This window comes from Micrococcus sp. LASM2_SD2, assembly GCF_057364565.1.
The window spans coordinates 1-11,137 of the sequence record NZ_JBNFOB010000056.1 but is presented as its reverse complement, the minus strand read 5'-3'; the positions used below and the strand labels follow the sequence as shown (position 1 = coordinate 11,137).

The window sequence follows — 11,137 nt, the reverse complement described above, 5'->3', positions numbered from 1 at the left end:
GGCGGCCAGCGCAGGGAACACCAGCAGCGCCACGGGAAGCGGCATGCCGGCGGCCAGCAGGCCCACCAGCGGGCTCAGGGCGATCCCGGCCAGCCGCATCAGCCAGCTGACGATCGCCAGGCCGGTCTGCGCCGGCAGGCCCGGCACCTCGTCTCCGAGCGCGTAGGCCGTGGGCACCACCACGGCGCAGCCCAGGCCGCACAGCACCAGGCCCGCCAGGATCACCGGCAGTGCCGGGGACAGCAGCACAGCGCAGAGGCCGAGGACCACGGCGGCCAGGCTGACCGTCAACGTCCGGTGTCGCCCCCAGGCGGCGAGCACCCGGTCCCCGGCCAGGCGCCCGGCGAACTGCGCGGCCAGGAGGGTGGAGGCGCCCAGGCCTGCCACGGCGGCGTCCAGCCCGCGCTCGGACTGAAGGAACAGGGAGGTCCAGGCGTTGCCGAACTCCTCCACGCCGAACCCGGCCATCGCGATCAGCATGATCGGCGCCAGCGCGAGGACGGCCGAGGCCCGGCCCGCGCGGCTCTGCGAGCTGTGCCGGTTCTCCCGCTCCGGTCGTGCGGCCGCCGTCCCCGACTCCCGGCCTGCGGGGACGGCCAACTCATCACGAGGCGAGGGCGCCTCGGCACCAGACGGTGAGGGTCCGTCGTCGGGGGAGGGCGGGGGAGCATCCGGCAGGAAGCGGCGGTGCACGGCGAGCACCGCCACGGCGCAGAGCAGGCCGTTGACGCCCAGGTGCACGGCCGCGGGCAGCGCCAGGCCCACGGCGAGGGCGCCGAGCCCCGCACCGCCGGCGGCCCCCAGGCTCCACCCGGCGTGCATGGAGGTCAGCACGGGGCGCCCCAGTCGCTGCTGCACCCGCAGGCCCTGGGCGTTCTGGGCGGTGTCCACGATCGCGTCCCCGATGCCGCAGGCGAACAGCAGTCCGGCGAAGACCCAGACGAGCCCGGGCCACGGGATGTCTCCGGCGGCGCGGGCGGAGGCCGCGGCGTCCAGGGACAACCCGGCCAGCAGCACCAGCGTGGCCAGCACGAGCGTCCCGGCCAGGACCACGCGGCGGCTGCCGGCGCGGCGCAGGATCGGGCGGGGGCGCTGCCGATCAGGGCCGCGCCCAGCATGAGACAGACCACCAGCAGGCCGAACTCGGAGGGGCCCAGCCCGAACGCCGCCTTCGCCTCCGGGTAGTGCGGGATCAGCGCGCCGAAGAGGGCGCCGTTGGTGAGGAAGGCCAGCGTGACCGCCCACCGGGCGCGGCGGACGTCACGGGCGGCAAGGGGTGATGCGGGGGGGTGGAGCGGGGAAGGACACCGCTCCAGTGTGTCAGCCGGCCGAGCCCGAGTCGGCCGGGTCGGCGACCGGGTGCTCCTGCGCGGCCCAGCCGAGACGTCGCCAGGCCTGCATCCAGCCGGCGAACTGCTTCGCGTTGTAGGCGGCCCCGAGCGTGCTGGGGTTCGCCACCAGCACCAGGTCCGCGGCCTGCGCGGCCTCGTCCTGCTCCAGCAGGGCGGCGACCTCGTCCGAGGTGCCGGCGTAGGTGGGTCCGGAGACGGCGCGCCTGCCGTCCAGCACGCCCGCCGACTCGCGGCTGAACCGCTCGTGGCCGAACATGCGCTCGTCCTGCTCGTCCTGGATGACCAGCACCGAGCGGGTCACCGCGGTGTGCGGAGTCCGCTGGTGGCCGGCGGCGGCGAAGGCCTCGCGGAAGCGGGCGATCTGGTCCGCCTGCTGCACGTGGAAGGGACGGCCGTCGTTCTCCAGCAGCAGCGTGGAGGACACCAGGTCGAAGCCGGCCTCCGCGGCGCGGACGGCCGTGGGCGTGGTGCCGGCGCCCCACCAGAGCCGGTCCACCAGCCCGGGCGACTGCGGCTCGATCCGCAGCATCCCGGAGGTGTGGGACCAGCCGGAGGACAGGTCCGGCTGCGCCAGCGGGGTGCCGTGCAGGGCGGTGCGGAGGCGCTCGGCGCGCTCCCAGGCCTTCTCGGCCCAGGTCTCGCCCTCGTCGAGCACGTACCCGAACTGCTCCTGGCCGTCCTTCGCGGCCTCCGGGGAGCCGCGGGAGACGCCGAGCTCCAGGCGGCCGGCGGCGATCAGGTCCGCCGTGGCCGCGGCCTCGGCGAAGTACAGCGGGTTCTCGTAGCGCAGGTCGATCACGCCGGTGCCCAGCCGGATGGTCTCGGTCCTCGCCGCCATCGCCGCGAGCAGCGGGAACGGCGAGGAGATCATCCGCTGGAAGTGGTGCACGCGGAACCAGGCGTCGTCCAGGCCGGCCGCCTCGGCATCCACCGCCATCTGCACGGTGTCCCGCAGGGAGGCGCCGGCATCCGGCTCGCCGGCGGCGCCGCGGTACCAGTGGCCGAAGGAGAGGAATCCCAGTCGCTTGTTGTTCATGTTTGAAGTAAACCACGGGGTGGAGCCGGGCATTCCCGAGGTGCGGACCGCCACGTCGCCTGGAGGGCGAGGGGCTCGGCACCACCGGCACGGGGGGAGCGTCCGGCGGGCGGGGAACGACCGGCATCGGCGCCGGTGAGCGGCCGTCGCTGGGACGCGCCGGCGTGTGATCCTCCACAGCCCACCCCGCCACCACGCGCCCTCGCGCCGCGTCTGGGACAATGGGCGGCGATATGACTGCTGCCTCCCAGACCTCTTCTGCGCCCGCCGTGGACGCCCCCGGCGTGGACCCGAACCGTGCCCTCTACGCGAAGGCCGCCGGCGCCGGGCGCCGCATCGCGGACGACGACCAGCTCCACGAGGGCACCCACGCTGGCCCGACCACGGACCGCCTCACCCTGCCGCCCCTGAAGCTCGGCCCGATCACCGTGGACGTGCCCGTGGTTCTCGCCCCCATGGCCGGCATCACCAACACCGCGTTCCGGCGCCTCTGCCGCGAGTACGGCGGCGGCCTCTACGTGAACGAGATGGTCACCGCCCGCGCCCTGGTGGAGCGGAAGCCGGAGTCCATGCGGATCATCCGGCACGACCCGGACGAGGTCCCCCGGTCGGTGCAGCTGTACTCCGTGGACCCGGTCACCACCGCCGGCGCCGTGCGCATGCTGGTGGAGGAGGACCGCTGCGACCACCTGGACCTGAACTTCGGCTGCCCCGTGCCCAAGGTGACCCGCCGCGGCGGCGGCTCGGCCCTGCCGTGGAAGTCCGAGCTGTTCGCATCGATCGTGAAGGCCGCGGTCACCGAGGCGTCCAGGAAGGACATCCCGGTGACGGTGAAGATGCGCCGCGGCATCGACGAGGACCACCTCACCTTCCTGGATGCCGGACGCACCGCCCGGGACCTCGGCGTGGCCGCCGTCGCCCTGCACGGCCGCACCACCCGCCAGTTCTACTCCGGCACCGCCGTGTGGGAGGATATCGCCCGCCTGCGCGAGGCCCTGCCGGACATCCCGGTCCTCGGCAACGGGGACATTTGGTCCGCCGAGGACGCCATCGCCATGGTGGAGCAGACCGGCGTGGACGGCGTGGTCGTCGGCCGCGGCTGCCAGGGCCGCCCCTGGCTGTTCGGGGACCTGCAGAACGCGTTCGAGGGCAGGCCCGAGCGCTTCCGCCCGAACCTCGGGAAGGTCGCGGACACGCTGTACCGGCACGCCGAGCTCCTCGTGGACACCTTCGAGGGTGACGAGGTCAAGGCGCTGCGGGACATCCGCAAGCACGTCTCCTGGTACTTCAAGGGCTACGCCGTGGGGTCGGCGGTCCGCACCGCCCTGTCCACCGTGCCGGACCTGGCGACCATGCGCGAGATCCTTCAGGGCATCGACCGCGACGCCCCCTACCCGGGCCTGGACGCCGAGGGGCCGCGCGGCCGCGCCGGCGCCCCGAAGCGCCCGCATCTGCCGGACGGTTGGCTGGACTCCCGCGAGCTCAACGCGGAGCAGAAGGCCATGATCGCCGCCGCCGAACTGGACGTGTCCGGTGGCTGAGCGGACAGACGGAGCCGGCGTGCCGTCGTCGGGAGTCTCGGGGGAGGCTGTGGAGGGCACGACGACGGCGCCCCGCGCCTCCCAGCCGGTCCTCACCTCCCAGCCGGTCCTCTTCGGACCGGAGGGCCGCCCGCCCTACGCCGGGCGCGCCGTGCAGACCCCGGGATACACCGGCTGGGACCGTACCCGCTGGCTGCCCGAACCCTCGAAGTCCACCTACCGCTCGGACTTCGAGCGGGACCGTGCCCGCGTGCTCCACTCCTCGGCCCTGCGCCGGCTGGGCGCGAAGACCCAGGTGGTGGCACCGGACGCGGACGACTTCGCCCGCACCCGGCTGACCCACTCGCTGGAGGTGGCGCAGATCGGCCGCGAGCTCGGCCGGTCCCTGGGCTGCGACCCGGACGTGGTGGACACCGCCTGCCTGTCCCACGACCTCGGCCACCCGCCGTTCGGCCACAACGGGGAGAAGGCCCTGGACGCCGTGGCCGAGGACTGCGGCGGCTTCGAGGGCAACGCCCAGACCCTGCGGCTGCTGGCCCGCCTGGAGCAGAAGAAGGCCTTCGAGGACGGGACGTCGGCGGGCCTGAACCTGACGCGTGCCAGCCTGGATGCGGCATGCAAGTACCCGTGGCGGCGTGAGGACGCCCCGCTCAAGCCCAACGGCAAGCGGTCCAAGAAGTTCGGCGTCTACGAGGACGACGTGCCCGTGTTCGAGTGGTTCCGCCACGGCGTGCACGGGACCCGCAAGTCCATGGAGGCGCAGGTCATGGACCTCGCCGACGACATCTCCTACTCGGTGCACGACGTGGAGGACGGCGTGGTGAACAACGCGTTCCAGCTCCGCTGGCTGGCCCGCGGAGAGCACCGGAACCGCGTGGTGGAGACCACCCGCGCCTGGTACCTGCCGACCACGGACCCGGCCGAGATCGAGGCGGCGCTGGACCGGCTCGAGGCCTCGGACGTCTGGGTGCCGCAGTTCGACGGATCCCGCCGGGCGCTGGCGGCAATGAAGGACATGACCAGCCAGCTGATCGGCCGGTTCTGCACCGCGGCGTTCGACGCCACCCGCGAGGTGTTCGGCAACGAGCCGCTCACCCGTCACAACGCGGACGTGGTGGTGCCGGCTGAGACGGAGATCGAGATCGCGGCCATGAAGGGCATCGCCGCCGCCTACGTGATGACCTCAGAGCAGCGGCAGCCCCTGTATGCCAAGCAGCGCGAGATCCTGCAGGAGCTCGTGGACCTGCTCTGGTCCACCGGGGAGCAGTACCTGGAGCCGATGTTCCAGCACGACTGGCGGGCCTGCGCGGACGACCGGGCGCGCAGGCGCGTGGTGATCGACCAGGTGGCCTCCCTGACGGATTCGACGGCGCTCGAGTGGCACCACACCCTGGTGCAGGGCAACAGCTTCACGCGCGTCTGGATCTGAGCCGAACCCCGCTCGTTTCGAGGGCGAACCTTCCCGCAATTCGGGCCTGGATTCCGGGAAGGTTCGCCCTCGAGATGCGGGGTGGGTGGGGGCCTCAGCCGACCAGCGCCGGGAGCACCTGTCCCGCAGGCCCGCGCAGCACGTGCGTGACCACGTCCGTCAGGTCCGTCTCGTCCGGGTTCACCTCCACCACCGGGGCGCCGGCACCGAGGGCCACCAGCGGCAGGGACGCGGCCGGCTGGACCAGGCCGCTGGTGCCGACCACCACGCAGAGGTCGCAGCGCTGCAACGCGTCGTAGGCGCGGTCCCACGCCGCCGCCGGAAGCATCTCGCCGAACCACACGATCCCCGGGCGCAGCCGGCCCTCGCGGCAGACCTCGCACAGCGGGGGAGTGTGCAGCCGCTGCGCCTGAAGGTCCTTCTCGGAGCCGGCGTCCACGCCCGCGGCCGGCTCGCCCAGCTCCACCTCGGCCGGAGTGGAGCAGAGCACACACCGGAACTCGAACAGCGAACCGTGCAGGTGGGACAGCACCCGCCCACCGGCCCGCTCGTGGAGGTCGTCCACGTTCTGGGTGGCGACCACCAGTCCCGGTGCACCGGACGAGGCCGGTGAGGAGCCGTCGTCGGGAAGGGCGTCCAGCCGCTGCTGCCACCGGGCCACGGCCTCGTGCCCCGGGTTGGGCCTGCGGGCGCGGACCATGCGGGCACGCCAGCGGTACCAGGACCACACCAGGTCCGGGTCCGCGAGGAAGGCCTCCTCGGTGGCCAGCTGCTCGGCGGAGAAGCGCTCCCACAGGCCGGTCTGGGCGTCGCGGAAGGTGGGGATGCCGGACTCGGCGGACATGCCGGCGCCGGAGAGGACCACGGGGCGGCGGGCGGCGGAGACCAGCTCGCGGACCTCGGCGAACACCCCCGGATCCACGGAGGCGGGAGTGGGGATCTCGCTCATGCGTCCATCCCATCACGGCTCCTGCACACCCGTCCCGGGGTGTCCGCCGCGCGACCTAGGATGGTGGGCATGGCTGGGCTGATCGTGCGGAAGGACATCGACCTCGTCCGTGAGCGCGCCGATCTGAAGGCCGTCGTGGAGGAGTACGTGACCCTGCGCTCCGCCGGAGTCGGCTCCTTCAAGGGCCTCTGCCCGTTCCATGACGAGCGCACCCCGTCCTTCCACATCCGCCCCGCGGTGGGCACCTACCACTGCTTCGGCTGTGGCGAGCACGGGGACGTCATCAGCTTCCTCATGGAGCTCGAGCACACCACGTTCACGGAGACCGTCGAGCGCCTCGCCGCCCGCGTGGGCGTGGAGTTGCACTACGAGGACGGCGGCACCGGCCCGGACAAGGCCGAGGTGGGCCGGCGCCGCCGGCTGATCGAGGCGAACAAGATCGCGGACGAGCTGTTCGTGAAGGCCCTGGGCTCCGCCGAGGCGCAGGCCGCCCGGGACTTCCTGACCGAGCGCGGCTTCACCGCCGAGCATGCGAAGCAGTTCGGCCTCGGCTACGCCCCGCAGGGCTGGTCCCACCTGCTGGACGCCCTGCGCAGGCGCGGCTTCCGGGACGAGGAGCTGCGCGCCACCGGCCTGTTCTCCGAGGGCCAGCGCGGCCTCTACGACCGCTTCCGCGGCCGCCTGGTCTGGCCCATCCGGGACATGACCGGCAACACCATCGGCTTCGGCGCCCGGAAGCTCTACGAGGACGACCCCGGCCCCAAGTACCTCAACACCCCGGAGACCGCGCTCTACAAGAAGTCCCAGGTGCTCTACGGCATCGACTTCGCCAAGCGCACCATCGCCAAGGAACGGCAGCTCGTGGTGGTGGAGGGCTACACGGACGTGATGGCCGCGCACCTGGCCGGCATCGGCACGGCGGTGGCCACCTGCGGCACCGCGTTCGGCACCGAGCACATCAAGATCGTCCGCCGCCTCATCTCGGACGACGGCACCGGCGGCGAGGTCATCTTCACCTTCGACGGCGACGAGGCCGGGCAGAAGGCCGCCCTCAAGGCCTTCGAGGAGGACCACCGCTTCCTCGCCAAGACCTACGTGGCCGTGGAGCCCTCCGGCATGGACCCCTGCGACCTGCGCCAGCACAAGGGCGACGAGGCCGTCCGCCACCTCATCAACTCCCGCCGGCCGCTGTTCGAGTTCGCCATCCGCTCCGGCCTCAAGGACTTCGACCTGGACACCGTGGAGGGCCGTGCCGGCGCGCTGCGCCACGCCGCGCCCATCGTGGCCGGCATCAAGGACTCCGTCCTGCGCCCCGGCTACGAGCGCGAGCTCGCCGGCTGGCTCGGCCTGGACCCCAACGCCGTCCACCGCGCCGTGTCCCAGGCCGCCCGGAGGCGCCCCGGAGCCGACCCCAGCCGCAGCGAAGGGACCGGTGGCGGCGAGGGGACTGGCCGCGGTGAGGGGACAGGCGGAGGCGAGGCGCCGTCGTCGGGAAGCGCCGTCCCGCGGCCCACGGTGCAGATCGTCCGGGTGGACCCGCGCGACCCGGTGGCCCGCCGCGAGCGCGAGTCCCTCGAGGTGGTCCTGCAGCACCCCACCCTTTTGTCTGCGGAGCAGTGGCAGGCGTTCTACGAGGCCCGCTTCACGGTGCCCCAGTACGCGGCCGTGCACCGCGGAGTCATGGCCGCGGCCAGCGGCGGCGCCACCCCGCAGGTGTGGGTGGAGTCCATCAGCGACCGCGTCCCGCCCGAGGTCCGCGGCGTGGTCTCCGCGCTCGCCGTGAGGGACATCCCCGCGCGCACCGAGGCCGACGTGGTGAGGTACTGCCGGGACATCATGAACCGCCTGTTCGGCCTGCAGATCCAGCACCGCAAGGCCGAGCTGCTCGGCCAGCTGCAGCGCCTCGGCGCCGGCGGCGACCCCGGTGAGTTCTCCCGGCTGAACAAGGAGCTCATGGCGCTCGAGGCGCGGCGGCGGGCCCTGCGCGGCGAAGACTGACCCCCCTCTTCGTTTTCGTTCGGGAAACCGTTGAGACCTCAGGCGCTTCCGTTCGGGAGAACGTCGAGTTCCGTCCCGCCGTACGCCCCACGCACGACGACGGCCCGGTGCCTTCCTGGGGAAGGCGCCGGGCCGTGTGCGTGGGGAGGGAGATCCCGGAAAGGATCAGCCCTTCACGACGTCGCCGGTGGTGGCGTCCACGTGGACCTCGTCCGCGTCGTTGCCGTCGGCGTCGTCGAACTCGACCTTCCAGACGAGGGTGTCGTCCTCCTCGTCCAGCTCCACATCGTCCACGGTCTGGCCGTCGCGGCCTCGAGGGCGGTGGTGATGGCGTCGGAGACGGTGACCTTGGCGCGGTTGGCCTCATCGATCTCGTCGTCGTCCTTCTCGCGCTCGGTCTCGGTGACCTTGCCGTCCTGGGTGACGTCGTACTCGACGACCTCGTCGCCCTCGACGCCGGTGACGTCCCACATGGTGTCGTCGTCGTCGCGGCCGAGGGAGACCACAGTGGCGCCCGAGGCGGAGCCCTTCACGGCGTCGATGGCGTCGAAGGCCGGGTCGGAGCCGCCGGCGGAGGAGCCCCCGGTGTCGTCGGAGGAAGCCGCCGAGGAGGCGTCGTCCTTGTCGTCCGCGTCGTCGTCCTTGTCGTCGCGGTCGTCGGCGTCGTCCGAGGAGCCGGACTGGGCCGAGCCGGAAGACTGGGCGTCGTCGGCGTTGTCGTCCTTGTCATCCGAGGAGTCGGACTGCGCCGGGGCGGAGGAGGTCTGGTTGTCCTGCAGCTCGATCGAGTCGCCTGCCTCGGAGTCTCCGGAGCCGCCGCAGGCGGCCAGGGCGAAGACGGCGAGGATGCCGGTGCCGGTGAGGGTGAGCTTCTGGGTGAGGGTCTTCTGCATGGTGTGACTCGCTTTCCGCATCTGGTGGGATCGGCGTTCGATCTGTCCACTACTCAACTCATCGATCATGAGAACAGTGTGAGCCGGAAGGGCTGGTGGGGAGCGGTGCGGCTGGAGGCGTGCGGACGTGATGCGAATGGCACCGGTGCCGGGAGGCGGCTGGGGCACTGGAGACTTCCGCGTCGATTTGGCAACGGTGTGCAGGTGTCTGTACAGTGATCTTCGTTGTCCGGACGGCCGCACGCCACCCGGGAGACATTCCCCCGTAGCTCAATTGGCAGAGCATTCGACTGTTAATCGAAGGGTTGCTGGTTCGAGTCCAGCCGGGGGAGCTGAGCAGAAGCTCCCGGAGCCCCTGCACCGACTAGTTCGGTGTGGGGGCTTCGTCGTGCCTGGAGGATGTTCGGGCCAAGCAGGTCGGCCAGGGAGACGTCCAGCACCGCGGACACGCGGGCAAGTTCCTCGATGGTGAAGGCGATGCGCCCGCGGAGGCGATGAGAGATGCCGCTCTGCGAGAGGTTCAGCGCGTTGGCGAGATCCAGCTGCTTCTTGCCAGTCCGAGCCAGCCATGCGCGAACCTCGCCAGCTACGCGGAGATTCACTTCACTGGGTTCAACCGATGTTGTGTTCGACATGGGCATGAGGATACGGAAAGACGGATACGGAATCAATAGGGCCGCAACGCTCTTGCGCTGAAAGCAACCCAAATGCTTGCCTTGATTGCGGTGAGCGCATACGGTGTCTCGCATGAGCAACTACGTGCGATGTGTCAGGTCGAACCTGGCGGCAGAAATCAGCAGGCGTGATCTCACCCAGGCTCGAGCAGCCGAACTCGCGGGACTTACCGCGGAGGGCCTTTCGAAGTGGGCTGACCCCGTTTCGTAGGTCCAGTCGTTATGAGAGTCGTCCTGTTGCCCGCGGTCGCGGGCAGGGAGACTGGTCAGATCATGACGAACAGCAGGAAGCGTCACACCCCCGAGCAGGTCGTCCGTAAGCTCGGGCAGGCCGACAGGATGCTCGCCGATGGTCAGGACGTCGCGGCGGTGTGCCGGGAGCTCGGGGTGTCCGAGCAGACGTACTACCGGTGGCGGAACCAGTACGGCGGCCTCAAGGCCGACGACGCAAAGCGCCTGAAGGAGCTGGAGAAGCAGAACGCGACCCTGAAGCGTCTGCTCGCGGAAGCGGAGCTGGAGAAGGCCGCGCTCAAGGAGCTGGCTGAGGGAAACTTCTAAGCCCGGACAGGCGCCGCGCCGCCGTCGGTCACCTCAAGCGCAAGTTGCGGGTGAGCGAACGGATGGCGTGCCGTCTGGTCGGGCTGAGCCGCTCCGCGTACCGGCGACCGCTCAAGGGCGACACGGTCGCGGACCCGGATCGGGCGCTCAGGGAGTGGCTGCGCGCCTGGGCGAAGGACCATCCCCGCTACGGGTATCGGCGGGCGTATCACGACGCCCGCGCCGAGGGGTGGGTGGTGAACCACAAGAAGATCCAACGCCTGTGGCGTGACGAAGGGCTCCGGGTCCCGCAGCGGCGTCGACGCAAGCGCGTCGGGTCCTCGACCGCCGACGCGCCGACGGCGGACGCGCCGAACGTGGTGTGGGCGGTGGACTTCCAGTTCGACGCCGACGAGCACGGACGACCGATCAAGATCTGCTCGATCGTCGACGAACACACCCGGGAGTGCATCGGCGGCCTCGTGGAGCGCTCGATTACCGCCGACCGACTCACCGCCCACCTCGAGGACCTCGTCGCCGCCCGGGGCGCCCCGGCGGTGCTCAGGTCGGACAACGGGCCGGAGTTCATCAGCGAGGCGATGGCCGACTGAAGCGCCCTGGGTTTCGTTCCGAGGTCAGGACGCAACGGGCGCTGAGTCCTGATCGTGAGTGTAGGCCACCTCGACCTCCGCGGGAGTGCGGTAGCCGAGCCCCTCGTGCAGGCGGGC

8 protein-coding genes, 1 tRNA gene and 1 pseudogene are annotated in these 11,137 nt (G+C 71.6%); 5 read left to right on the top strand and 5 right to left on the bottom strand.

Translation table 11 applies throughout. The features are described 5' to 3' along the window. Together AC2W7A_RS04920 and AC2W7A_RS04915 are read right to left on the bottom strand one after the other, a co-directional pair. Positions 1 to 1,053: MFS transporter (locus tag AC2W7A_RS04920; protein ID WP_485990371.1), on the bottom strand; the 1,053-nt coding region annotated here is incomplete at its 3' end. 267 nt (positions 1,054 to 1,320) lie between these two features. Continuing rightward, positions 1,321 to 2,442 carry an LLM class flavin-dependent oxidoreductase gene (locus AC2W7A_RS04915; protein WP_485990370.1) on the bottom strand — a complete coding sequence of 374 codons (1,122 nt, stop codon included), beginning with the start codon at positions 2,440 to 2,442 and terminating at the stop codon, positions 1,321 to 1,323. A gap of 179 nt (positions 2,443 to 2,621) precedes the next feature. Between AC2W7A_RS04915 and dusB the strand changes: the two genes are divergently transcribed. Together dusB and AC2W7A_RS04905 are read left to right on the top strand one after the other, a co-directional pair. Further along, positions 2,622 to 3,929, top strand: a complete 1,308-nt coding sequence (gene dusB / locus AC2W7A_RS04910) for a tRNA dihydrouridine synthase DusB (RefSeq protein WP_485990369.1) — start codon at positions 2,622 to 2,624, stop codon at positions 3,927 to 3,929. Between the two features lie 151 nt (positions 3,930 to 4,080). Beyond that, positions 4,081 to 5,358 carry a deoxyguanosinetriphosphate triphosphohydrolase gene (locus AC2W7A_RS04905; RefSeq protein ID WP_485990373.1) on the top strand — a complete coding sequence of 426 codons (1,278 nt, stop codon included), beginning with the start codon at positions 4,081 to 4,083 and terminating at the stop codon, positions 5,356 to 5,358. 94 nt (positions 5,359 to 5,452) lie between these two features. On the opposite strand, the gene AC2W7A_RS04900 is transcribed toward AC2W7A_RS04905, so the two are convergent. After that, positions 5,453 to 6,307: an SIR2 family NAD-dependent protein deacylase gene (locus AC2W7A_RS04900; RefSeq protein WP_485990368.1), complete on the bottom strand. Its 855-nt coding sequence runs from the start codon at positions 6,305 to 6,307 to the stop codon at positions 5,453 to 5,455. 69 nt (positions 6,308 to 6,376) lie between these two features. On the opposite strand from AC2W7A_RS04900, the gene dnaG reads away from it, so the two are divergent. Beyond that, positions 6,377 to 8,305 carry a DNA primase gene (dnaG, locus tag AC2W7A_RS04895; protein ID WP_485990367.1) on the top strand — a complete coding sequence of 643 codons (1,929 nt, stop codon included), beginning with the start codon at positions 6,377 to 6,379 and terminating at the stop codon, positions 8,303 to 8,305. Positions 8,306 to 8,470: 165 nt separating this feature from the next. On the opposite strand, the gene AC2W7A_RS04890 is transcribed toward dnaG, so the two are convergent. Beyond that, positions 8,471 to 8,590, bottom strand: coding sequence for a PepSY domain-containing protein (locus AC2W7A_RS04890; RefSeq protein ID WP_485990366.1), 120 nt, complete (start codon positions 8,588 to 8,590; stop codon positions 8,471 to 8,473). A gap of 867 nt (positions 8,591 to 9,457) precedes the next feature. Between AC2W7A_RS04890 and AC2W7A_RS04885 the strand changes: the two genes are divergently transcribed. Beyond that, positions 9,458 to 9,530: transfer RNA gene (locus AC2W7A_RS04885), tRNA-Asn, on the top strand. Here AC2W7A_RS04885 and AC2W7A_RS04880 read toward each other — a convergent pair. Beyond that, positions 9,492 to 9,833 (bottom strand): helix-turn-helix domain-containing protein, encoded by a 342-nt coding sequence (locus AC2W7A_RS04880; protein WP_485990372.1) that lies wholly within the window; start codon positions 9,831 to 9,833, stop codon positions 9,492 to 9,494. The genes AC2W7A_RS04885 and AC2W7A_RS04880 overlap by 39 nt on opposite strands. Before the next feature lie 312 nt (positions 9,834 to 10,145). Here AC2W7A_RS04880 and AC2W7A_RS04875 point away from each other — a divergent pair. Further along, positions 10,146 to 11,017 (top strand): annotated as a pseudogene (locus AC2W7A_RS04875) (IS3 family transposase); the annotation flags it as partial. Between the last annotated feature and the right edge of the window lie 120 nt (positions 11,018 to 11,137).

What these genes read in the sequence shown, in the direction of transcription:
- dusB (WP_485990369.1), top strand. Translation starts at nt 2,622, where the DNA reads ATGACTGCTGCCTCCCAGACCTCTTCTGCGCCCGCCGTGGACGCCCCC.
- AC2W7A_RS04900 (WP_485990368.1), bottom strand. Translation starts at nt 6,307, where the DNA reads ATGAGCGAGATCCCCACTCCCGCCTCCGTGGATCCGGGGGTGTTCGCC.
- dnaG (WP_485990367.1), top strand. Translation starts at nt 6,377, where the DNA reads ATGGCTGGGCTGATCGTGCGGAAGGACATCGACCTCGTCCGTGAGCGC.
- AC2W7A_RS04880 (WP_485990372.1), bottom strand. Translation starts at nt 9,833, where the DNA reads ATGTCGAACACAACATCGGTTGAACCCAGTGAAGTGAATCTCCGCGTA.